The organism is Leclercia sp. UBA2479 (assembly GCF_002341985.1).
GTDB classification, from domain to species: Bacteria; Pseudomonadota; Gammaproteobacteria; order Enterobacterales; family Enterobacteriaceae; genus Enterobacter; species Enterobacter pneumoniae.
In genome coordinates, this window is sequence record NZ_DDPB01000009.1 from 1 (window position 1) to 23,651 (window position 23,651).

The window sequence follows — 23,651 nt, forward strand, 5'->3', positions numbered from 1 at the left end:
GCCTCAACGGCGGCTTTGCGTGGATCTACGGGCTCCGCCGGGATGACTTCCTGCGCCCCGGCTTTACGGGCCTTGGCTCGGGCGATGGCGGCCCCAACGGCGGCTTTGCGCGGGTCGACCGGCTCTGCCGGGGCGTCAACCGGAGTTTCCTCGGCCTGTGCTTTACGGGCTTTAGCGCGAGCTATAGCCGCCTCTACGGCAGCTTTACGCGGATCCACGGTTGCTGAGGAGACCTCATCATGATCTTCCGCTTTACGCATCTCCGCCTGCGCAATCGCTTCTTCGACCGCCTCGACGGAGGGATCAATTTTCGGATCGTGAAGCTCGGCGGTTTTCTCAGCCTGACGCGCGCGGGCCTGGGCTTTACGCGCTTCCCGTGCGGCAATCGCTTCGCTGTTATCCGGACGGGTGCCGGACTGAATCACCACCTCTTCGGTGGCGTTGGCATTTTTCTCACGTACGCGCGCCAGCGCCGCCTTGATAGCATCCTGATCTTTCGCTGCAGGCTGCACCGCAGCCTGCTTGTGACGTGCCTGTCGCGCCTCTTTTTCACGCTCAAGACGAGCCTGACGGGCTTCAAAACGGGCTTTTGCTTCTGCAGCACGTTTCTCTTCCATCGAAATGGCATAAATTTCAGCCTTCTCGACGCGGAAATACTGCACCAGCGGAATATTACTTGGGCAGACCCAGGCGCACGCGCCGCACTCAATGCAGTCGGCCAGATTGTGCGCTTTGGCTTTATCGTGCAATTGACCTTTGCTGTACCAGTAGAGCTGCTGGGGCAGCAGATCCGCCGGACAAGCATCGGCACAGGCGCTACAACGGATGCAGCCTTTCTCTTCCTGCTCCTCGCCCATCTCGCTGGCCGAGGGAGCCAGCAGGCAGTTCGTAATTTTTACGACCGGGACGTCCAGCCAGGGCAGGGTAAAGCCCATCAGCGGGCCACCCATAATCACCATCTGCTCAGGGCCTGGACAGAAACCTGCCTGCTCAAGCAGATGGCGAATTGGGGTACCCAGGCGCGCCCAGACGTTACCCGGACGTGAAACGGATTCACCAGTCAGGGTCACGACACGTTCGGTCAGCGGCTCGCCGTCAATCACCGCGCGTTTAACCGCATAGGCGGTACCGACGTTTTGCATCAGCACGCCGATATCCGACGAACGACCGCCGTGAGGAACCTGCTTGCCGGTTAAAATCTGGGTGAGCTGCTTCGCACCGCCAGAGGGGTATTTCGTGGGGATCACCCGCAGGCTGATATCATGGCTGCCCGCCAGCACCGCACGCAGCATGGAGATGGCCTGCGGTTTATTATCTTCAATGCCAATCAGCACTTCGCGTGGCTGTAACACGTGCGCCAGAATGCGGATACCTTCCACAACCTGCGCTGCGCAGTCCTGCATCAGACGGTCATCGGCGGTGATATAAGGCTCGCACTCGGCGGCATTGATAATTAAGGTTTCAATCTTATCGCCACCGCCACGCAGTTTGGTGCCAGTAGGGAAACCCGCCCCGCCAAGGCCAGCCACGCCGAACTGGTGGATACGCTCAATCAGCGCCTCGCGGCTTTGGCTGCGATAATCACTCCAGCCCTCGCGCTCACACCAGCGATCCTCACCATCGGCTTCAATCACGACGCACAGTTCAGATAAGGCGGAAGGGTGGGGGACGGTATGAGGCGCGATGGCCACCACCTGACCTGACGTTGGCGCATGTACCGGCAACATCCGGCCACGACCAAAGGTCAGCGGCTGGCCGCGCAGTACAGTATCACCCGGCTTCACGCACAGTTCACCCTCAGCACCAATGTGCTGTTTAAGCGGGATGATAAAACGCGTTGCCAGCGGAATCTGACGCAGCGGCGTACCGCTGGACTGGTTTTTCATCTCCGGCGGATGAATACCGCCATCGAAATCCCAGATCTTCTCTTTTCTGAAGGCAGAAAATAACTTAAGCATGGTGTTCCACAGGAATAATACGAACCGGAATGGTTTGAAGATCCCATTTCCAGCTGTCAGTCGTAGGGCTGACCGGACGCAGCTCAATACATTGCGTTGGACACGGCGCAACGCAGAGATTACAGCCGGTGCACAGATCTTCAACCACGGTGTGCATGGCGCGGGTGGCACCGATGATGGCATCTACCGGACAGGCCTGAATACATTTGGTGCAGCCGATGCAGTTTGGCTCATCAATAACCGCCAGCATACGCACGGGCTCAGCGGCCTCTTCGCCGTCGGTCGGCTGCGGATCGACGTTAAGCAGCTCAGCGATTTTGAGCATTACCGCTTCGCCGCCAGGGGCGCAACGGTTTATTTTCTCTCCGCCGTTACCGACCGCTTCGGCATAAGGGCGGCAGCCGGGGTAGCCACACTGCCCACACTGGCTCTGCGGCAGTAGTTCATCAATTTTTTCAACAACGGGATCATCCTCGACCGCAAAGCGGCGGGAGGCATATCCAAGAATGAGGCCAAACACCAGACCCAGCACGCTGAGCGAGGCGATGGCGATCCAGATTGCATTCATTACAACTTCACCAGACCACTGAAGCCCATAAAGGCCAGAGACATCAGTCCTGCGGTCACCAGCGCGATGGCGTTACCACGAAACGGCGCCGGAACATCGGCTGCAACCATGCGTTCACGGATGGCGGCAAACAGTACCATCACCAGCGAGAAGCCAACCGCTGCAGAAAAACCATACAGCGCGGACTGCATAAAATTATGCCCAAGATTGATATTGAGCAGCGCCACGCCAAGCACCGCACAGTTAGTGGTGATCAAGGGCAGGAAGATGCCGAGCAGGCGATAGAGCGCCGGGCTGGTTTTACGCACTACCATTTCGGTGAACTGCACCACGACGGCAATGACCAGGATAAACGCCAGGGTGCGAAGATAGGTCAGACCCAGAGGAATCAGGATCCAGTTATCGATCCACCAGGCGCAGATAGAGGCGAGGGTCATGACGAAGGTGGTTGCCAGCCCCATTCCCATCGCGGTTTCGAGCTTTTTGGAAACGCCCATAAACGGGCACAGGCCGAGAAACTTCACCAGGACGAAGTTATTCACCAGCACTGTGCCGACAAAAAGCAGTAAGTAGTCAGTCATTATTCAGCCTGAAATAAAAAAGCCGCCTATTATCGGACAAAGCCCGGTAAGCGACAACAGGATAACTGTAAGGTTATTACGGGTTCACAAAGGTCTGCTTCACGCGTACAGAGCGCTTAAAGTAGGGAACGAAGAGCGCCGTAACCAGTAGCGGGAAGAGCAGTTGACGAACGGCCAGCGCATCAGAAACCGGCGAGAAAGCGAAGGCTTTCACCGCTAATAACACCGCAACCAGCAGCCAGATAATATAGTGTTTTGGTACGCATTGACGTCGCTTAAAGAAGGCGATAGTCAGCCACAGGGTGTAGTACCACATGGCGATGGCGAAACCGAAGGAAATAAACCACATCACTTTATTACTGGTATTTTGCGCACTGAGGGTCTCGAGAGCATGCGGCGTAATTAAAGCGGTTGAATAAAGCACCAGCGCCAGCGATGCGCTTAATAGTGCCACCAGCAACCAGGCCAGAGGGGCAAGTAACCAGCCTCCAATTCTTTCTCCAGCGGTTGTGGTCATGGTATCTCCCGAAAGTTAGCGCGAAATCGTAGGCAGAATAGCCGGGGCAAGATTATATAACATTTCGCGCTAATGGCTACTTTCTTATTGTACGAAGCGCCAGACGGACTTGGGCACCTCGCCGATATTAAACAAACGCCCACCGGAGACCAGTTCTGCGCGGCGGTGATCGGCGGCGCGGTACATACTAATAATATCCTGATTATCTGTAAGGGTGTAGTTCAGGTGATCAAACAATTTTTCCAGACTTTCAAGAGAATTGATCTTACGAAATTTTAATAAATAGTCCTGAACTGTCATTTTAATAAGTTTCCATTTAAGAGTTAGTAATACCAGCAGGGTAATTCGTTCGAATAATAAACGGATAAAAAAAGAGGTAAACAAATTGCACAGCGCACCATGCACAATTAAGAGTTTTCTTTGCCGATGAAGTCAGGCGTCGACCGACGCCTGGGGAAGAAGATTAGCGCTGTTCATCATCGCTGGCAATAAGCAACTGACATCATATGTCACCCTTTTTTAGGAGGGCGTTACTTATGCGGCGCCTCGCTGGTTACGGGGACGGGAGGCTGATAGTTATCAATATGGCTGGCGACACCCAGCAGGATCACAGAGACCCCCAGGACAATCCATCCCGTTAACTCAATAATTCGATTAATAATTGACGTCATCATCGTTGATATTTGTTTTATCCATAAATACAGGGGCTAAATTTTACAGCGCAGTACGCGTGGCGGCAAGCGCTTTGCGGACTGGGTTTGTGATGGTAAACAGTAGGTTATAATTTGATATAAGATTTTACTTATTTAAGGCGCGCCGGGGCTGCCTCCCCTTCGGTATTAATTTATTGTGAGGGCAGGAGAGATCGTGTGAAATAGAAGGGTCATAAGATGAGAGGCAACGTCATGAGCGATAAAATCCGCGTTGGATTAATAGGTTATGGTTACGCCAGTAAAACATTCCACGCCCCCCTGATTGCGGGAACGGCAGGAATGGAGCTGGCGGCAATATCAAGTAGTGATGCCACGAAAGTTCATGCGGACTGGCCAACCGTCCCGGTGGTTTCTGAGCCGAAGCAACTCTTCAACGACCCCAATATCGATTTAATCGTTATACCTACCCCGAATGATACACACTTCCCCCTGGCGAAAGCGGCACTCGAAGCGGGCAAACATGTCGTGGTCGATAAACCGTTTACCGTGACGTTGTCACAGGCCCGCGAGCTGGACGCGCTGGCGAAAAGCCTGGGACGTTTACTGTCGGTATTTCACAACCGTCGCTGGGATAGCGATTTCCTGACGGTAAAAGCGTTGATTGCCGAGGGTGCGCTGGGCGAAGTCGCTTTCTTTGAATCACATTTTGACCGCTTCCGTCCGCAAGTGCGCGACCGCTGGCGTGAACAGGCAGGGCCGGGCAGCGGCATTTGGTACGATTTGGCTCCCCATCTGCTGGATCAGGCGGTCAACCTGTTTGGCCTGCCGGTCAGCTTGTCGGTGGACCTGGCCCAGTTGCGCCCTGGCGCGCAGGCGACGGACTATTTCCATGCGGTTCTGAGCTATCCCCAGCGTCGCGTTGTACTGCACGGCACCATGCTGGCGGCGGCGGAATCGGCGCGCTATATCGTGCACGGTACCCGGGGTAGCTATGTGAAATACGGCCTCGACCCGCAGGAAGATCGCCTGAAGAATGGTGAGCGTCTGCCGCAGGAAGACTGGGGTTATGACATGCGTGATGGCGTGCTAACCCGCGTGGAAGGTGAAGAACGCGTCGAAGAGACCTGGCTGACGCTGCCGGGGAACTACCCTGCGTACTACGCGGGGATCCGCGATGCCCTGAACGGCGACGGCGAAAACCCGGTACCGGCCAGCCAGGCGATTCAGATTATGGAGCTGATCGAGCTCGGTATCGAGTCGGCGAAGCATCGCGCAGCATTGAATCTCACCTGATAGCCTGTTCCCTGGCGGTGGCTATGCCGCCAGGGACAACAACGCTAAACCCCGCCAGGCGGCGGGGAATCACTCAGCCGTTCTGCACGCGGGCAATCAGCGCCGTTTTTTCTGCCTGGCTGAGGAACGCAATATCCAGTCCGTTAATCTGCGCCTGGCGGATCTGCTCTCGGCTAAGCCCCGCTTGCGGTGCCGCTACGTTGTACTCATGAATGATATCCACGCCCTGAACAGCCGGGTCGTCAGTGTTAATCGAGGCCAGTACGCCCTGTTCCAGGAAGTTTTTCAGCGGATGCTGTGCCAAAGACGGCACGGTGCTGGTCTGGATATTGGAGGTCAGGCAGGATTCGATGCCGATGCGCTGCTCGGCAAGGAACGCCATCAGCGCGGGGTCTTCTACGGCTTTCACCCCGTGACCGATACGCTCAGCGCCCAGCTCACGAATCGCTTGCCAGATACTTTCAGGGCCTGCGGCTTCGCCCGCATGAACGGTAATGTGCCAGCCCGCATCACGCGCCCGGTTAAAGTGGGACAGGAAGAGGCTACCCGGGAAGCCCAGCTCGTCACCGGCAAGATCGATTGCCGTGATCTGATCGCGATGGGCCAGCAGCGCTTCCAGCTCTTGCAGGCAGGCGGACTCACCAAAGGTGCGGCTCATAATGCCAATTAAACGCGCCTCTACCGGAAACGCGTTACAGCCTTCACGTACCCCGGCGATAACCGCTTCTACCACACCGGCTACCGGCAGCTGGTGGGTCATAGCCATATACCCCGGCGAGAATCGCAGCTCCACATAATGCAGACCATTGCGCGCGGCATCTTCAATATTTTCAAATGCTACACGGCGACAGGCGTCCAGCGAGGCGAGCACTTTCACCCCCCAGTCCAGTTTGCTAAGGAAACTCACCAAATCCGGTTCGTTTTTAGTCACCTGAACGTGCGGAATTAGCGCCTCAAGCGACTGGGCGGGCAGGGTCAAATTAAACTGGCGACCAAGGTCGAGGATAGTCTGGGCGCGAATATTGCCATCAAGGTGACGATGGATGTCGGTTAAAGGCAGGCGGGTATCAATCATGGACGCACTCTTATTTAGGTGAAGTGCAGGTCATTATACAACAGGTCAATAATGTATTTAAAATGCTGCGTTAACCCGCAGGTAAAAAGGTTGCTGCGGGGGAAGCTTACCGCAGGAGCAGTTTCTTTCGCTATCCAGCGGACCGGCAGCGCAGCGTATACCCGCTATAAACACGCAGGGTCACTAACACTCCATGAGCCACTCGCGAACCGCCGCCGTTAAGCGGAAAGACTGGCTATTATCACAATAATATCCTTAACTCATTGATGTAATGAACAAATATCGACGCGGTGCGACAAAAAAGCAAGCGCCCCGGTTACGACCAGGGCGCGGCTCAGGTAGGGTATCACTCGTTTAAGGCATGAATACCGGCAATTAAGCGCGCCACCCCTTGTTCCAGTTTGCTGCGTGGACAACCCGCATTAAGGCGCACAAAGCCAACCCCCTCCTGGCCATAGGTATAGCCGGGCATTATCGCTACCTTTTGTTGCTCAATCAGCACTTTCTGCAGCGCTTTGTCGTCAATACCGAGCGGGCGAAGATCGATCCAAGCGAGGTAAGACGCTTGCGGCGGTTGCCAGTTCAACTGCGGGAAAGCGTGGTTAAGCGTCGTGGCGACGAAGCGCAGATTCTCTTCAAGATAGTGGCGAAGGGCATCCAGCCAGGGTTCGCCCTGCTGATAGGCGGCGATGTGGGCAACCAGCGCCAGCACCGACGGTGATGACAATCCATCCCGGCCTTTGAGCGCATCCAGATAAGCCGCCCGGGTCGCCTCATCCCCAATCAGACCATACGCCCCCGTGAGCGCCGGAATATTAAAGCTCTTGGAGCCCGAGGTGAGTAACGCCCATGGCCCCTGCGCCACTGCGCTCCAGGGAGTATGTTGATGGCCGCTCCAGACCATATCCATATGAATTTCGTCGCTAATTACTGCCACGTTGTGGCGTGCGCAGAGCTGGGCCATCCGGGTCAGTTCTTCCCGGGACCAGACTTTCCCCGTCGGGTTTTGCGGGCTGCACAGCAGTAAAATTTTGTTCTGCTGTTGCGCAAGAGCATGCTCCAGAGCCGTCATATCGCACTGCCAGCCCTCAGCATCCCTGTGCAGGGGGAGGGCGACAACCTGGCGTCCATTTCCTTCAATTGCTTTGTAAAACGCATCGTATGCGGGGGTATGAACCACGATGCCGTCGCCGGGCTGCGACCACTGGCGAATCAGTTCCGAGACCATATAGATAACCGACGGGCCATAAACCAGGGCCTCGGTGTCGATTGCGCAGTGAAAACGCTGGCGGAACCAGTGGGCCACGGCGGCAAGAAACGCATCATTCTTCCAGCGGCTATAGCCAAATACGGCGTGGTCAATTCGCTGATGCAGCGCGTCGATAATGCAGGGGGCGGTGGCGAAATCCATATCGGAGATGGTAAACGGCAGCAGATCGGCAGCACCGAAGCGGTCTGCCACATAATCCCACTGGGTACACCAGGTGCCGTGGCGATCCACGACGGTGGAAAAATCAAACATTTTTCGTCCTTAATGAAAAAGCCCCCTTCTGCAGAAGGGGGCGAGACGTCAGGCTTCTACCGTTCGCATCAGCGTCGCCAGCTCATCTTTTACTGACTGTACCTGTGGGCCAATGACTACCTGAAGGTTGTGCTGATTCAGCTGCACGACGCCGATGGCGCGGTTTGCCTTCAGGGCGTTGGTGTCTACCAGGGACATATCCTTAACCGACAGACGCAGGCGGGTAATGCAGTTATCCAGCGAAGTAATGTTATCAGCGCCGCCCAGCGCCGCCAGAATAGCCGGGGTATTATAGCCCGATTTACCGGTCACGCCGGCCACGGCCTGCTCAACGGCAGCCGCGGTATCGATATCGCGGCCCGGCGTCTTCAGGTTAAAGCGGGTGATGGCGAAGCGGAAAATGGCGTAATAGACCACAAACCAGATCGCGGCCACCACCGGCACCAGATACCATTTGGTCGACAGACCATGCAGGATTCCAAACACCACAAAATCGATAACGTTGCCGTCGGTATTGCCGATAGTCACGCCCAGCACCGCCATGGTAGTAAAACCAATCCCGGTCAGTACGGCGTGGATAAGGTAAAGCACCGGGGCGACGAACAGGAACAGGAATTCGATTGGCTCGGTAGTGCCGCCGACTACGCAGGCAATTACGCCGGAGATCAGCAAGCCCTTAATTTTATGTCGGTTCTCAGGGCGAGCGCAGTGGTACATCGCCAGCGCAGCACCCGGCAGGCCGCCGAGGAAAGCGGGCATTTTGCCCTGCGACAAGAAACGGGTGGCGCTTTCAGAGAAGCCGTGGGTGGTCGGGCAGCTCAGCTGCGCCTGGAAGATGGTCAGCGCCCCGCTTACGGAGTTGCCACATACGTCCATGGTGCCGCCGGCTTCGGTGAAGCGGATGAGCGCCACCAGTATATGCTGTAAACCAAAGGGCAGTAGCAGACGCTCGCCGGTACCGAAAATCATCGGTCCAAAGTCGCCCGCGCTGTTGATGATGTGACCAATGCCGGTAATACCCAGCGCAAATACGGGCCAGATCAACGGGATCACCAGACCAAACAGCCCCATCACCAGGGTAGTGATGATGGGGACAAAACGGGTGCCGCCGAAGAAAGCCAGCGCATCGGGGAGGCGGATATTGTGGAAACGCTCATGCAGTAACCAGATAATGACCCCTGCGATCACCGCCCCGAGGATACCGGTATCAATGGACTGAATGCCGATCACGTTCTGGATATTGTTGGCCTTCAGGATGGCGGCATCGGTCGTTGGCAGGATACCTTTCGCCGTCAGCCAGAAGTTGACAGCGAGGTTCATCACCGCATAACCAACGAAACCGGCAAACGCGGCCACGCCTTTATTTTCGCGCGCCAGGCCCAGCGGGATAGCGATACAAAACATGACGGGCAGGAAGCTAAACGCAAAAGAACCGACCTTGCTCATCCAGACGAAAATGGCCTTCAGCACCGGGTTGCCCAGCACCGGGATCAGACTGATTACGTCGTGACTGCTTAATGAACTGCCGATACCGAGCATAATCCCACAGAAGGAGAGCAGGGCAACGGGCAGCATGAAGGTCTTTCCTAACTGCTGGAAAAATTCCCATAGCGAGACTTTTTGTGTTGTTTTCGTCGTCATCAAACGACTCCTTTATTGTTAAAATCAGTGTAGCGGCTTCGATGCTGCGAAAAGATAAAACGTTTTATCAAGATTTAGTGCGGTGTAAATCACATTCTCAGGCTTTGACAGGCAGTATAAATATAACCTATTGATAAAACGTTTTACCGGAATGGAACACAAGGGTGGCGGGAGCGTATGGCAGTAGCAAAAAAAATCACGATTAACGATGTCGCGCTGGCGGCGGGGGTCTCTGTCAGCACGGTATCGCTGGTTCTGAGCGGCAAAGGGCGAATCTCTCCCGCGACCGGCCAGCGCGTTAACGACGCCGTGGAGCAGTTGGGTTTTGTGCGTAATCGCCAGGCGGCATCGCTGCGCGGCGGGCAGAGCGGGGTGATTGGGCTTATCGTGCGCGACCTGACCTCTCCCTTTTACGCTGAACTGACCGCGGGGCTGACCGAAGCGCTGGAGGCGCAGGGGCGGATGGTCTTTCTGCTGCATGGCGGGCGTGAGGCCGGGCAGTTAGTGCAGCGTCTCGAAATGTTATTAACTCAGGGTGTAGACGGGGTGATCATTGCCGGTGCTTCGGGAGTGAGTAGCGAGCTGTGTGAACGCGCGGCCGAAAAGGGCATCCCGCTGGTGTTTGCCTCGCGGGCAAGTTATCTCGATGAAGCCGATACGCTACGCCCGGACAATATGCAGGCCGCACAAATGCTGACCGAACATCTTATTCGCCGCGGTCATCAGCGCATCGCCTGGCTCGGCGGTAAAAGTTCTTCTCTGACCCGCGCCGAGCGCGTCGGCGGATACTGCGCCACCCTGCTGAAATATGGCCTGCCTTTCCATAGCGAGTGGGTGGTGGAGTGTGAATCCAGTCAGAAAAAAGCGGCCGAAGCGATGGGCACACTGCTGCGCCACAATCCGACCCTGAGCGCGGTGATCTGCTACAACGAAACCATTGCCATGGGGGCGTGGTTTGGCCTGATTCGCGCCGGGCGGCAGAGCGGGGAGAGCGGGGTGGGGACCTTCTTTGATCAGCAGATCGGGTTGGGAGCCTTCGCTGACGTCGCAGAAAACGCATTGGACGATCTGCCCATTGTCTGGGCGACCACGCCTGCCCGTGAAATGGGTTATCAGCTGGCAGACCGTATTATGCAGCGTATCGAAAAAACCGAATTGCCGATGGGGCATCACATTTTCCCTGCACGCCTGGTTGCAACCAGCTAAGTCGTTCTCTTCATTCCGGTTCCCGGCGACGCGTTTCGCGGGAACCGCCCCCTTGATGCAAATCTCCCCACTAATTATGTGAATGCGAATGATCTTGATAATTATTATCATTACTGAATATAATTCTGCGCAAATTAATAGCATATAAAAATAATGCTAAAAAATGGCGTCTGAAACTGGGATTACGTATGGAATACGCTTTTACTTCGTTCTTGCTCTGCAGCGCATTGCTGCTTGGCGGCTGTCACAGTCTGCCGACCGAAAAGCAGCCACTCTCCTCTATCGACACAGCGCGCGCCTCGATACGCGATACCGCAACTGGCGAGACGTTGACCCCGGAGCAACTGTTTGCCCGCCTGGCGACCGCCCCCATGGTGATTGTTGGCGAAGAGCATACCAATGTGGAACATCACCGTATTGAAAATGCGCTACTGCAAAACCTGAATAAGCGTCGTCCGCAGGGGAGCGTGTTGCTGGAGATGATCAACAGCAGCCAGCAGCAGGCGGTCAATCGGGTGAAGGAGGCGACGCAATCTGGCACGACGGTAAGCAGTAACCGCGCGGCGCATGCCTTACGCTGGGATCCAGGCTGGCCGTGGACGCTATATGGTGAACTGGTTATGACGGCATTGGAAGGACCTTATCCGCTGCTCGCCGCAAATATCAGCCGCCAGCAGGTCAGCGAACTTTACACGCACCCGGTTTTCCCTGCGGGGGAGCATGCCTCGCAGCCGAAGGTGCATGAAGCCCTGTCGGCCATCATCTGGCTGATGCACGACGGGAAGATCGAAGACGACCAGATGCGCGCGATGATCGCCATCCAGCAACAGCGAGATCGCTTTATGGCGGAACAGCTGCGCAAGGCGCCGCGCCCGGCTTTATTAATTGCAGGAGGCTACCATGCAGCGAAAGACATTGGCGTGCCGCTGCACATGGCGGATTTACACGCGGAGGCGCCGATAGTGGTCATGCTTACCACGGACGGCACCACGGTATCGGCAAAACAGGCTGATTTTGTCTGGTCGGTGCCCGTTTCCCGATGAACGCTCAGATAACGGTCCTACCGCGCGCTTCATGGCTCAGAAGCGGTGCTGCAAGCGTCCTCTTTCATTTTGCACTGGCCATGCCTTTTCTTCTTCACTTCACGCGGGAGCAGGACGCGCCGATGCCTGCCGCCGTAATGATGGAACAATCTACAGAGTTTGAGGTTTCGCTGATCCATCCCGATTCACCGCCCGGTATTAGTCAGCAGCGTAGCCTGGAGGCAATGAGTGAACAGGAGACCGCGCGGCAAAAGGAAGCGCCAGTGCTGCCTGAACGCGACGACGCTGAGGTTAAACTGGCCGCTGCCAGCCCGAATCCCGAAAGTAAAAAAAAGAGGGAAATAAAGAAAAAAGCCCAGCGAGAGCAAAAAGAGGAGAAGGGCAACGCAAGCATGACCAGTCTGGCTGCCCCGCCAGTTCAGACGGTGCAGACGCAGCGTACCGCCGCCCCGCTGGATACCGATTCGGCGCATATCAGCCAGCGTAAAATCGGCTGGGAATCGCTTGTTAAAGGCAAGATCAACAAAATGCGCAACTATCCACAAGATGCTCGTCGGCGTAAACGCTCCGGTACGGCCGTGATTATGTTTCGCGTCAATGAGCGGGGCGATGTGCTGAGCTCACAGCTGGTCTCCTCGTCCGGCACGCTGTCACTGGACAGAGCGGCACTCATGGCGCTGGAGAAGGCGAGCCCGCTCCCACCGCCGCCAAAGGAGATTGTCAAAAGCGGCATGCAAATAGTCACATTGCCGGTGGAATTTGGTTTAACAAATATCTAATAAAAAACAGATCCACGTAATTCATTTTCGCGAAGTCGATTTCATTACATGCAGGGGCGCTAATTAACTAACACGCGCTCTGCGGATTTTTTTGCTCTGAGCAATGCGCTGTCATCCTTCGAAATAAGAAGGAGGGGCGCGGCTGCTCATTTTTCCTTGAAAATAAAAATATCAGGAATTGATTATGGAAAAGTCACACATGGTTAAGGGGCTGCTGACCGGGCTGCTTATTGTGCACGGTCATGCCTTTGCGGCGGAACAGGAGGGGGAATCGGTCTTTTCACCGCTGACCATTACCGATAATCCGCTGGAGGAGAAACAACAGGTTGGCTCTTCTGTCGAGAGCTATACCCGGCCGGGCGCTTACAGCTCAAGGACGCTGAATAAAAATTTGCAGAGTCTGGATGCTTCGCTTCGCAGCATGGCGGGGACCTATACCCAAATCGATCCTTTACAGGGAACGGTGAGCGTAAATATCCGCGGGATGAACGGGCTGGGTCGCGTCAATACGATGGTGGATGGCGTTACCCAGACCTTCTTTGGGATGGCTCCGGCGAACTATCACGGCGGTGCCAACACCGCGGCAGGCGTGCCGCTCGATCCTAACTTCCTGGCCGAGGTTGATGTCACACGTGGAAATAGCGCCGGTTCTCAGGGAGTTAACGCTCTGGCCGGAAGCGCCAATATGCGTACCCTGGGCGTTGATGATGTGCTGATGGCGGGGCGACAGATCGGGGTGCTTTCACGCTTTAAGGTTGGTGATAACGGCCTGGGGCGCACCGGCATGGTGGCGGTTGCCGGGAAAACGGATCCCTTTGCCAACGGTGGCGGACTCGGGGCAATGGTCGGCATTAGCGGCACGCGGACCTATGCCACCTATAAAAACGGCGGGGGGCGCAGCAGTAAAGATTTTATCGGCGAAGATAATAAATACCTGCGCCAGGAGCCGCATTCAGAAATCTATAAACTGAATTTCAATCCGGACGAATTTAATAAAATCGAACTCTCCGGCAGAAATTACAGTAATACCTTTACCCGCAGGGATATTACCAGCGACGATTACGCTGTGCGTTATAACTATACACCGCTGAATGAGCTGATCGATTTTAATCTGCTGGCCAGCACCAGCCGCGGGAATCAATCTTATAAGCCCGAGTCGCTCTATAATTTTAACCGCTCGTCCACCACCAATAAATCCAATGCTGTCGATCTGAATAACACCAGCCGGTTTACGCTGGCAGAGGATCTGTATGCCGAATTTCAGGTAGGCGGCAAGGTGATGGACACGCGTTACAGTCGCCGTTTTGTGCAGAGTACGGAAACCGATCGCAACGCCTTTGCCCCGGCAGGAAAACAGAAGATTTCCGCCCTCTATACAGGACTGACGCTGAATAAAGATATCTACCAGCTGGATCTCAACCTCAATTATACCCGCAGCCAGGTCGAGGGGCATAAACCCGCCTGTGCCGATAACGAGAAATGTTTCCCACAGGGGGCCACCACGCTCCGGCTGGATGACACGGCCTTTAACCCGTCGGCCACGCTCTCTGCACAGGTCACCCCGTGGCTGCAACCTTTCGTGAGCTGGAGTCACTCGTCACGCGCGCCAAACGTGCAGGAGGTCTTCTTCGCTAACGAGGGCGGCGCCTCGATGAACCCCTTCCTTAAGCCCGAGAAGGCCGAGACCTGGGAGGCCGGTTTTAACGTGAACAAGAAAGGCTTGCTGCTGGAGCAGGACAGTTTCCACCTGAAGGCGCTGGCTTATCACACCCGGATAAAAGATTACATCACCAGTGAATCCTTTATGCTCTGCTACAGCGGCCAGCTCTGTCATGACCTTGAGAACTCCTTTGGTGGCTTCAACGCGAACGTCTACGTCAACACCACGTCACCTGTCACCACCAAAGGGTATGAGATCGAGGCGGGCTACGATGTGGGCTTCGCTTATGCCAACCTCGCGTGGAGCAAACAGCAGACCGACCAGCCCACTTCTATTGCCAGCACCGTTTACAGCTTCGCCTACAGCGATATGAGTGATCTTCCCGAGAGCTACGCCACGCTGGATATTGGCGGGCGTCTGTTCGATCAAAAAGTCACCCTTGGCAGCCTGGTGAAATTTACCGGTAAATCCAAACGCCTGAGCACTGAAGGGATAAGCTCCGACACCAACAGCGTTCCTAAAGAGAAGATGCCCAATATCCCGACGGTGATCGACCTCTATAGCAGTTGGCAGATGACCGACAGCGTCCTGCTGCGCTTTAGCGTACAGAACGTGACGAACCGCGATTACGCCGAAGCCCTCAATCGCATGAACCAGAGTCTCGATTACGCCCAGGAGGGCGCCAGCGTGAACACCACCGCGCGCGGGCGGACTTACGTCTTCGGCGGCGAAATTCAGTTCTGAGCATCAACTTTTTGTACACTGATCAGGAAAATTTATGAACCGTTCTCGTTTATCACTACAACTTGCCGGGCTCTGTCTGGCCACGCTCATCCCCACCCTGGCGCTGGCCATCGATCCACCCGCGCGCGAACTGACTCGCTTTGCGCTCTCAACGAACTATCTTGAGGATGCCAACGAAGGTCTTTACGAGCTGGCCTACGACAACAGCGGCCACCATCTTTTCGTCGCGGTGACAGACCGCATGAACCGGGCGGCCAATAAGGGCTTTCTCTATGCCTTTAACCCGGAAACGCTGGCGGTAGAGCAGCGTCTTGAGATGCCATACCGCGCCTTCTCTCTGGCGCTCGCCCCGACGCGGCATCGGCTTTATGTGGGCCATACCCAGTCGGCTTCGCTGCGTATCAGCCTGCTGGACAGCGAAACGGGTAAACTGCTCAACACCAGCGACAAGCTGAGTTTCAATCTCGCCAACGCGGCCGATGCGCGCTTCGAACATCTGCGTCATATGGTTTACAGCCCGGCCTCTGACACGCTTTTCGTCAGTTACAGCAATATGCTGAAAAGCGGGGAAGGAATGCAGCCAGTGCATAAATTGTTGATGCTGGATGGGGCAACCCTGGCGCTGAAGGGTGAAGTGGAGGGGGCCTATAGCGGCACCGCCTATGGCCTGACGCTGGATGATAAGACACAGAAAATCTACGTGGGCGGCCGGGATTATATCAATGAGATCGATGCGAAGACGCAGAAGGTACAACGCACCCTCGCCCTGAAGAATGTTAAGCCGCAGATCAGCAGCGTGCAGAATCTGGCCGTGGATTCGGCTTCGCAGCGCGCGTTTGTGGTGGTCTTTAACCATGAAGATCGCAGCGGCCCCGATGACGGCCTTTATATTTTCGATCTGCGCGATGGCAAACAGCTCGGCTTCGTGCACACCGGGGCGGGCGCCAATGCGGTAAAATACAACCCGAAGTATAACGAGCTTTACGTCACGAATTTTACCAGCGGTACCCTTAGCGTTATCGATGCGAAAAACTATAAGGTGACCAGAGAATTTGTGGTACCGGTCTACCCGAACCAGATGGCGCTCTCAGCGGATATGGATACGCTCTTTGTCGGCATCAAAGAGGGCTTTAACCGCGACTGGGATCCGGACGTGTTTGTGAAAGGGGCAAAAGAGCGCATTTTGCGTATCGATTTGAATAAATCCTGAAGCCAGATATAAAAAAAAGCCCCGCACTGGCGGGGCTTTTCAGGTTCAGACTTACTGCTGAGGAACAGCAGGCGCCGCAGGAGCAGCAGGTGCTGCCGGTGTCGGCAGACCCAGCGTTGGCATACCGAACATACCGATAAACTCTTCCAGCGACATCTTCTGTCCGTTCAGGGTGACCTGGCCGTTAGCGTACTGCAGGCTGGCGCCAATCACGTTATCTTGCAGGGTAGTGATGCGGAACATCTGGCCCATCGCCGCAACGCCTTTCACCTGTTGATTCGCCAGCTTGCCGGCATCCTCGTCCTTATACCCTTCCAGCTTCGCAATCTGGGTCATCAGCTCGGTCGCCATATCCACCGGCACCGTCAGTTTGCTCTCGAGCGATTTCACGCTGCGATCCACTTCCTGGGTCAGGGTCTGGGCTTCGCCGGTCGCGGTGGCCGGATCTTTCAAGAACAGCGACAGGTTGAAGTTCGTTTCGCCTTTACTGTTTTTCCAGCTCAGCGGCGCAATGGTGATCACCGGTTCGCCTTTCAGCAGCAGCGGCAGGTTGCCATAGAATGCGTCCATCACTTTCTGCTGGTACAGCGCCGGGTTGCTTTCCATCAGCGCTTTGTCCGCCAGCGCCGCCTGGCTCTGGGCGCGATACTGCTGGCTAAACTGGTGCCATGCCTGGCCATCAATATTGCCAATTTTGAGGGCCAGCTTGCCGCTGCCCAGATCCTGATTCTGCACTTTCAGGCTCTTCAGGGTGTAATCCAGCTGGCTATCGATGCTCTTGCCATCTTTAGAGACCTCGGACTTGCCGTCCAGATCCATACCCTCCAGCACCGCCATCTCTTTCCCTTCCACGGCGATGGCCAGCTTATCCAGGGTCAGTTTCTGATCGCCGATGCGTTCGTCAAAGGAGGTCAGTCGGCTGTTGCCATCGGTTTTCAGGTTGTTGAAGGTCAACTGAACCTTCTGGCCATATTCGTTAACCGCGTTCACCAGCCCGCTGGCGGCGTCACCGGTCAGCGAGAAGACGTTGCCCTCGCGATCGGCATCCAGCTTGAAGTGACCGCCGCTAAAGGCCACTTTTTCGTCGCCTTGTTCATAGTTCAGCGCCTTCAGGTCGATGTCAGAGGAGGTGTCACCGCCGTAACTGATGCGCGTATTGACCTCAAACGGGGACTGGTTCTTCGCCAGATCAAACAGCGGCTTTGTCGCTTCGTTATTCACCAGCGTGGTTTTCACCGACGCCATCGAGGGGATGAGGTTGAAATGTTTTAGCTGCGCCGCAGGGAAGGGACCATGATCGACCACCTCATCCAGCACCACGCTCTGGCCTGGCTTCAGCCAGCTCTCCTGGCTGCCTGCAACTGGCTTAACCACTAGCTGCATTTTGCTGCTAAACAGCCCGCGCTGATAATCCTGATAGCTCAGCGCCAGCCCGGCTTCCGGGGCGGTGCGCTTAATTTCGTTGTTCGCCTGCGCCACCATCTCGGCCAGACGGCTTTCCAGCTGTTTTCCGGTGTACCAGGACGCACCCGTCCAGATCACGCCTAATGCAACAATAACGCCAACCGCTACGACCGATTTTTTCATTCTGATTATCCCTAAAATGAAACCAGGCGGTAAATACCGCCTGGTGATGGAAAAGGCTCTCACTAGCTTAGCAAGAGTTGTTAAAAAATTCAGTAAGTGACTATAGCTTATTGAAAACCCGGGCCAGTCGACCCACGCCGCTAACGCTGACCGGCGGCTCACTGGCGCTGATAATGGCCGATTCGCCAGGTTTGAGCACCAGACGCTGCTCGCCCTGGCTGAGTACCGCTTCCCCTTCTACGCAGAAGAGAATTGCCGCGCTTTGCTGGGCAATCGCCGTTTCGTTGTGGCTCAGGTCGTGCAGAGCAAAGGCAAAATCATCAACCGGGATAGGGAAGTCCAGTTCCGCACCGTTTTTCACCGGCTGGGTTAACAGCTCTGCCGCCGGTTTAGCCTCGAACTTGACGTTGGCCACCAGCTCCGCGATATCGATGTACTTCGGCGTCAGGCCTGCGCGCAGCACGTTATCGGAGTTGGCCATCACCTCCAGCGCGACACCCTGCAGATACGCATGCGGCGTCTCGGCAAAGAGGAACATCGCTTCCCCTGGATTCAGCTTCACCACGTTCAGCAGCAGCGGAGAGAAGAGGCCGCTGTCGTCCGGATAGAACTGCGCAATCAGACGGATGGTCTCCCACGGCTCACCCTGCTGGCTGTTCAGCGCAGCGGCCAGCACGGCCAGCGCATGGGCTTTCTCCTCGCCCTGCATGTTCAGCAGACTGGCGAACAGCTGGCTTAGCCCTTCGGCGTTGGGATTTTCCAGGAAATGGGCGATAGCGGTATGGGCCCCGGCTACCGGCTGCAGCAACGAGACGATTTCCGAAAACTCGCGGAACGCATTCATCGCCAGGAAGGGGGTAAGGGCAAAGACCAGCTCCGGCTTATGGTTCGGGTCTTTGTAATTCCGCTCGGCGGCATCAATCGGGATACCCGCCGCGTTCTCTTTGGCAAAGCCGATTTCAGACGCCTGTTTATTCGGATGCACTTGAATGGAAAGAGGCTGTGCGGCGCAGAGCACTTTAAACAGGAAGGGCAGTTCGCCAAAACGTTGGTTAACGGCGTTGCCAAGCCATGCGGCTTTGTCACCGTCAATCACGTCACGCAAGGATTTCACTTCGCCGTGAACGTCAATCTTTGAGCTGCTCTTCGGGTGGGCACCCATCCACAGCTCGGCCATGGGCTGCTGGTCTGGGTTGGCGATACCGTAGAGTTCCGTTAACGCAGTTTTACTTCCCCAGGCATAGTTCTGCACTGAGTTGATGAGTTTTTGCATTATCAAGCCCTGTTTCATAAGTAGAATTAACTGCCCGTATTAAAGCAATAAACCGCCCGGAAGTAACCTGCGGGCGCAAAAAGTCGTACTAGTCTCAGTTTTTGTTAAAAAATTGTGTAGGATAAGCTAACTCGCTTTTATAGAGGGCAACGGAAAATTGCCCGAACCATAATCTGCAATGTCGTAAGTGAGAGCACAATGTCGAACAAACCCTTTCATTATCAAGATCCTTTCCCTCTTGCGAAGGATCAAACCGAATATTACCTGTTAACCCGCGACCACGTTTCCGTCACTGAATTTGAAGGCCAGGAGATCCTGAAAGTGGATCCGCAGGCCCTGACGCTACTGGCGCAGCAGGCCTTCCACGATGCGTCCTTTATGCTGCGCCCGGCGCACCAGCAGCAAGTAGCGGATATCCTCAGCGACCCGCAGGCCAGCGAAAATGATAAGTACGTAGCCTTGCAGTTCCTGCGTAACTCCGATATCGCCGCCAAGGGCATTCTGCCTACCTGCCAGGATACCGGCACCGCGATCATCTCCGGGAAAAAAGGTCAGCGTGTCTGGACCGGCGGCGGTGACGAAGCCGCTCTGGCTCGCGGCGTGTATAACACCTATATCGAAGACAACCTGCGCTACTCGCAAAACGCGGCGCTGGATATGTATAAAGAGGTCAACACCGGCACGAATCTGCCCGCGCAGATCGACCTCTACAGCGTGGATGGCGATGAGTATAAATTCCTCTGTATCGCCAAGGGCGGCGGCTCCGCGAACAAAACCTATCTCTACCAGGAGACCAAAGCGCTGCTAAGCCCCGGTAAGTTGAAAAACTATCTGGTGGAGAAGATGCGTACCCTGGGCACCGCGGCCTGTCCGCCGTACCACATCGCCTTTGTGATTGGCGGTACCTCCGCCGAGAGCACCCTGAAAACCGTTAAGCTGGCCTCCACAAAATATTACGATGGGCTGCCAACGGAAGGTAACGAACACGGTCAGGCGTTCCGCGATATCCAGCTGGAGCAAGAGCTGCTGACTGAAGCGCAGAATCTGGGCCTGGGGGCACAGTTTGGCGGCAAATACTTTGCGCACGATATTCGCGTGATTCGCCTGCCGCGTCACGGGGCTTCTTGCCCGGTGGGGATGGGCGTGTCGTGCTCTGCGGACCGTAACATTAAAGCTAAGATCAACCGCGACGGCATCTGGATCGAGAAGCTGGAGAACAATCCGGGTAAATACATTCCGGCCGAGCTTCGCAGAGCGGGAGAGGGTGAAGCGGTGCGTGTAGATCTGAACCGCCCGATGAGTGACATTCTGGCGCAGCTCTCTCAGTACCCGGTCTCTACCCGTCTGTCGCTTAACGGCACCATTATCGTGGGGCGCGATATCGCCCACGCGAAGCTGAAAGAGCGTCTGGATAACGGTGAAGGGCTGCCGCAGTACATTAAAGATCACCCGATCTATTACGCCGGCCCGGCCAAAACGCCAGAGGGCTATGCGTCTGGCTCCCTGGGGCCGACCACCGCAGGGCGTATGGACTCTTACGTCGATCAGCTACAGGCCAACGGCGGCAGTATGATCATGCTGGCGAAGGGTAACCGTAGCCAACAGGTGACCGATGCGTGCCATAAGCACGGCGGTTTCTATCTGGGGAGCATTGGCGGCCCGGCAGCGGTGCTGGCGCAGGGCAGTATTAAGAGCCTGGAGTGCGTTGAATACCCTGAGCTGGGGATGGAAGCCATCTGGAAAATTGAAGTAGAAGATTTCCCGGCGTTTATCCTGGTGGATGACAAAGGCAACGACTTCTTCAAACAGATCCAGTCCTCTCAGTGCGCGGCTTGCGTGAAATAAAGATGTTTCTGCCGGGTAGCCCTGGGCTACCCGGTCTTAATAAGAGCGCACAAAGCGCCATGCGTTTTCTTTGAAGCCATCAATACTTATTCCTTAAGCACGTGAGCAATCCCATTTGTTTATCAAGGAGAAAGTAATGACAACGTTACGCAGTGAGAAAGATTCCATGGGCGCCATCGACGTCCCGGCGGATAAGCTCTGGGGCGCGCAAACGCAGCGCTCGCTGGAGCACTTCCGCATCTCGACTGAAAAGATGCCCGTCTCGCTGATTCAGGCCCTGGCGCTGACCAAACGCGCCGCGGCGAAAGTAAACCAGGATCTTGGCCTGCTGGTGGCCGAGAAATCCACCGCCATTATCAGCGCCGCCGATGAAGTGCTGGCAGGTCAACATCCCGACGAGTTTCCCCTCGCCATCTGGCAAACCGGCTCTGGCACCCAAAGCAACATGAATATGAACGAAGTGCTGGCTAACCGGGCGAGCGAACTGCTGGGCGGTGTGCGTGGGATGGAGCGCAAGGTTCACCCGAACGATGACGTCAACAAAAGCCAGAGTTCTAACGACGTCTTCCCGACGGCGATGCACGTGGCGGCGGTGATCGCTCTGCGTGAGCAACTTATCCCGCAACTGAATGTGTTAAAGCAAACGCTGGCGGCGAAATCCCAGGCGTTCAGCGATATCGTCAAGATTGGTCGTACTCACCTGCAGGATGCCACCCCACTGACGCTGGGTCAGGAGATCTCAGGCTGGGTGGCGATGCTGGAGCACAACCTGCGCCATATCGAACACAGCCTGCCGCACCTGGCGGAGCTGGCGCTCGGCGGCACGGCGGTAGGCACGGGTCTGAACACCCATCCGGAATATGCCGTGCGGGTGGCTGAAGAGTTGGCGGCCATCACCGGCCAGCCGTTTGTAACCGCACCAAACAAATTTGAAGCGCTGGGCACCTGCGATGCGCTGGTTCACGCTCACGGCGCCCTGAAAGGGCTGGCCGCCTCGCTGATGAAAATTGCCAACGATGTCCGCTGGCTCGCCTCGGGCCCGCGCTGCGGCATCGGCGAAATCAGCATTCCAGAGAACGAACCGGGCAGCTCCATCATGCCGGGTAAGGTCAACCCTACCCAGTGCGAAGCCATGACCATGCTCTGCTGTCAGGTGATGGGCAACGACGTGGCGGTCAATATGGGTGGTGCATCCGGTAACTTTGAGCTGAACGTCTATCGTCCCATGGTGATCCATAACTTCCTGCAGTCGGTGCGACTGCTGGCGGACGGAATGGAGAGCTTCAACGAACATTGTGCGGTGGGCATTGAACCGAACCGGGAACGCATCAGCCAGCTGCTGAATGAGTCTCTTATGCTGGTGACCGCGCTCAATACCCATATCGGCTACGATAAGGCGGCAGAAATCGCCAAAAAAGCCCATAAAGAGGGGCTGACCCTGAAGGGAGCAGCCCTGGCGCTGGGCTATCTTAGCGAAGCCGAGTTCGACAGCTGGGTCCGTCCGGAAGAGATGGTCGGCAGCATGAAATAATCAGGTCGCCACATAGAGGTGCAGCCGCGGAATAATCAGATGCAGCGGCTGCGCCTCGGGCTTATAGCGATGCTGAATATTTTCAGCATCGTAATTGAGCAGTTCCCCGATATCCGGCATCACCGCCCCCTGATCCGCATCGTACAGCGCAATCAACGGCGTGGGGCAGGCGTACTGTACCTGCTTCTGCTGCCCGGCATACCAGACGCGGGCGATAGGCTGCACCTTCACCGGACGTTTTATTTTCAGCCGCGCATCGGCCGGCAATGCGGCGATGGCCGTGTATTCCGCCTCCAGACGCTCCAGCCACTGTTCCCGTGACCAGGGGGCGACGGTGCGGGGTGCTTTAATGCTCTTTTCCAGCATCTCCAGCACCTCGTTGCGGGTAAAGTTCTTAATGATGTGTTTATTCGCCCAGCCGAAGCGCAGCGTAGCCGGGTGGCGCAGCACCGTGAGGGTACGGTAGGCATTAAGCGTGATCAAGCCGGGCAGGTGGCGGTGCACCCATTCAAAGCGGGCGGCGGGGGCGAGGCCCGACTCCTCAACGACGATCTTCTCGAACGCCGCTTTCAGCTCATTAATCTGCGTAATGCGGTTTTCAACCGTTTCCCGCCGTTTGCTCTCTAACTGCAGGCAGATCACCCCTGGCAGCCTGACGGCGGCTTTGCTGCTGCGCCGTTCGGATTGCTGCTGAATAAACAGGTGCCGGTAGTGCTGCAAGGCCATCGAGAGCGCCTCTTGCCCAAGATGTTGTTTTACCTCAATCGTATTCAGCGGATCCTGTTCGGCCCCTTTCACCACCTCCGGCAGGGAAAACACCCGGGCGGCCAGCAGGCGGCACTGCTGAAGATCTTCGGTTAGTGAGGCCAGAGCCTGCTCCATCTCCCGGAAGGTTCCGTTAAGCCGCTCGATAAGATCGTAAGTCGCCATAGTCAGTCTCATTAGTTACAACATACTTACTGTAT

At 56.0% G+C, this 23,651-nt stretch carries 20 protein-coding genes; 8 read left to right on the forward strand and 12 right to left on the reverse strand.

Going from position 1 to position 23,651, the window contains the following annotated elements; genetic code table 11:
• The 6 genes from rsxC to blr form a co-directional block, all read right to left on the reverse strand.
• Positions 1 to 1,958, reverse strand: a 1,958-nt coding sequence (rsxC, locus tag B3B59_RS09640) for an electron transport complex subunit RsxC (protein ID WP_286808837.1), incomplete at its 3' end; no start/stop codon positions are given.
• Entirely contained in the window at positions 1,951 to 2,526 is a 576-nt protein-coding gene (gene rsxB, locus B3B59_RS09645; RefSeq protein WP_212477993.1) for an electron transport complex subunit RsxB, read from the reverse strand. The genes rsxC and rsxB, both read right to left, overlap by 8 nt.
• Positions 2,526 to 3,107, reverse strand: coding sequence for an electron transport complex subunit RsxA (rsxA, locus tag B3B59_RS09650; protein WP_046887210.1), 582 nt, complete (start codon positions 3,105 to 3,107; stop codon positions 2,526 to 2,528). The genes rsxB and rsxA overlap by 1 nt, the downstream gene beginning before the upstream one ends.
• A 76-nt stretch (positions 3,108 to 3,183) precedes the next feature.
• On the reverse strand, positions 3,184 to 3,624 hold the full coding sequence (locus B3B59_RS09655; protein WP_040075890.1) for a DUF2569 domain-containing protein: 441 nt from the start codon (positions 3,622 to 3,624) through the stop codon (positions 3,184 to 3,186).
• An 84-nt stretch (positions 3,625 to 3,708) separates the two neighbouring features.
• On the reverse strand, positions 3,709 to 3,924 hold the full coding sequence (gene ydgT / locus B3B59_RS09660) for a transcription modulator YdgT (RefSeq protein ID WP_040078505.1): 216 nt from the start codon (positions 3,922 to 3,924) through the stop codon (positions 3,709 to 3,711).
• A 230-nt stretch (positions 3,925 to 4,154) separates the two neighbouring features.
• Positions 4,155 to 4,283: a division septum protein Blr gene (gene blr / locus B3B59_RS09665; protein ID WP_172657838.1), complete on the reverse strand. Its 129-nt coding sequence runs from the start codon at positions 4,281 to 4,283 to the stop codon at positions 4,155 to 4,157.
• A gap of 246 nt (positions 4,284 to 4,529) precedes the next feature.
• On the opposite strand from blr, the gene B3B59_RS09670 reads away from it, so the two are divergent.
• Positions 4,530 to 5,570: an oxidoreductase gene (locus tag B3B59_RS09670; protein ID WP_286808838.1), complete on the forward strand. Its 1,041-nt coding sequence runs from the start codon at positions 4,530 to 4,532 to the stop codon at positions 5,568 to 5,570.
• 73 nt (positions 5,571 to 5,643) lie between these two features.
• Here the strand turns inward: B3B59_RS09670 and add are convergent, their stop codons facing one another.
• The 3 genes from add to malX form a co-directional block, all read right to left on the reverse strand.
• Positions 5,644 to 6,645: an adenosine deaminase gene (gene add, locus B3B59_RS09675; RefSeq protein ID WP_286808839.1), complete on the reverse strand. Its 1,002-nt coding sequence runs from the start codon at positions 6,643 to 6,645 to the stop codon at positions 5,644 to 5,646.
• A 346-nt stretch (positions 6,646 to 6,991) separates the two neighbouring features.
• Positions 6,992 to 8,167 (reverse strand): MalY/PatB family protein, encoded by a 1,176-nt coding sequence (locus B3B59_RS09680; RefSeq protein ID WP_286808840.1) that lies wholly within the window; start codon positions 8,165 to 8,167, stop codon positions 6,992 to 6,994.
• Between the two features lie 48 nt (positions 8,168 to 8,215).
• The gene (malX, locus tag B3B59_RS09685) at positions 8,216 to 9,808 is read right to left on the reverse strand and encodes a maltose/glucose-specific PTS transporter subunit IIBC (protein ID WP_046887214.1); all 1,593 of its coding nucleotides are present in this window, start codon (positions 9,806 to 9,808) and stop codon (positions 8,216 to 8,218) included.
• A gap of 177 nt (positions 9,809 to 9,985) precedes the next feature.
• Here malX and B3B59_RS09690 point away from each other — a divergent pair, with 177 nt between their 5' ends.
• The 5 genes from B3B59_RS09690 (at position 9,986) to B3B59_RS09710 (ending at position 16,450) form a co-directional block, all read left to right on the forward strand.
• The gene (locus B3B59_RS09690) at positions 9,986 to 11,014 is read left to right on the forward strand and encodes a Mal regulon transcriptional regulator MalI (protein ID WP_207293644.1); all 1,029 of its coding nucleotides are present in this window, start codon (positions 9,986 to 9,988) and stop codon (positions 11,012 to 11,014) included.
• A gap of 188 nt (positions 11,015 to 11,202) precedes the next feature.
• A complete protein-coding gene (locus B3B59_RS09695; RefSeq protein ID WP_286808842.1) occupies positions 11,203 to 12,057 on the forward strand; it encodes a ChaN family lipoprotein in 855 nt (284 codons plus the stop codon).
• A complete protein-coding gene (locus B3B59_RS09700) occupies positions 12,054 to 12,836 on the forward strand; it encodes an energy transducer TonB family protein (protein WP_286808843.1) in 783 nt (260 codons plus the stop codon). The genes B3B59_RS09695 and B3B59_RS09700 overlap by 4 nt, the downstream gene beginning before the upstream one ends.
• Positions 12,837 to 13,020: 184 nt before the next feature.
• On the forward strand, positions 13,021 to 15,240 hold the full coding sequence (locus B3B59_RS09705) for a TonB-dependent receptor domain-containing protein (RefSeq protein WP_286808844.1): 2,220 nt from the start codon (positions 13,021 to 13,023) through the stop codon (positions 15,238 to 15,240).
• A gap of 34 nt (positions 15,241 to 15,274) precedes the next feature.
• The gene (locus B3B59_RS09710) at positions 15,275 to 16,450 is read left to right on the forward strand and encodes a YncE family protein (protein ID WP_286808845.1); all 1,176 of its coding nucleotides are present in this window, start codon (positions 15,275 to 15,277) and stop codon (positions 16,448 to 16,450) included.
• A gap of 51 nt (positions 16,451 to 16,501) precedes the next feature.
• Here B3B59_RS09710 and B3B59_RS09715 read toward each other — a convergent pair whose 3' ends face one another.
• Both B3B59_RS09715 and manA read right to left on the reverse strand, forming a co-directional pair.
• A complete protein-coding gene (locus B3B59_RS09715) occupies positions 16,502 to 18,037 on the reverse strand; it encodes a YdgA family protein (RefSeq protein ID WP_286808847.1) in 1,536 nt (511 codons plus the stop codon).
• A gap of 100 nt (positions 18,038 to 18,137) precedes the next feature.
• Positions 18,138 to 19,310 (reverse strand): mannose-6-phosphate isomerase, encoded by a 1,173-nt coding sequence (manA, locus tag B3B59_RS09720; protein ID WP_286808849.1) that lies wholly within the window; start codon positions 19,308 to 19,310, stop codon positions 18,138 to 18,140.
• 198 nt (positions 19,311 to 19,508) lie between these two features.
• Here manA and fumA point away from each other — a divergent pair, with 198 nt between their 5' ends.
• Both fumA and fumC read left to right on the forward strand, forming a co-directional pair.
• Positions 19,509 to 21,155 carry a class I fumarate hydratase FumA gene (gene fumA / locus B3B59_RS09725; RefSeq protein WP_040075875.1) on the forward strand — a complete coding sequence of 549 codons (1,647 nt, stop codon included), beginning with the start codon at positions 19,509 to 19,511 and terminating at the stop codon, positions 21,153 to 21,155.
• 136 nt (positions 21,156 to 21,291) lie between these two features.
• A complete protein-coding gene (fumC, locus tag B3B59_RS09730; RefSeq protein WP_040075874.1) occupies positions 21,292 to 22,686 on the forward strand; it encodes a class II fumarate hydratase in 1,395 nt (464 codons plus the stop codon).
• Here the strand turns inward: fumC and tus are convergent, their stop codons facing one another.
• The gene (gene tus / locus B3B59_RS09735) at positions 22,687 to 23,616 is read right to left on the reverse strand and encodes a DNA replication terminus site-binding protein (protein WP_286808850.1); all 930 of its coding nucleotides are present in this window, start codon (positions 23,614 to 23,616) and stop codon (positions 22,687 to 22,689) included. It abuts the gene before it with no gap.
• Between the last annotated feature and the right edge of the window lie 35 nt (positions 23,617 to 23,651).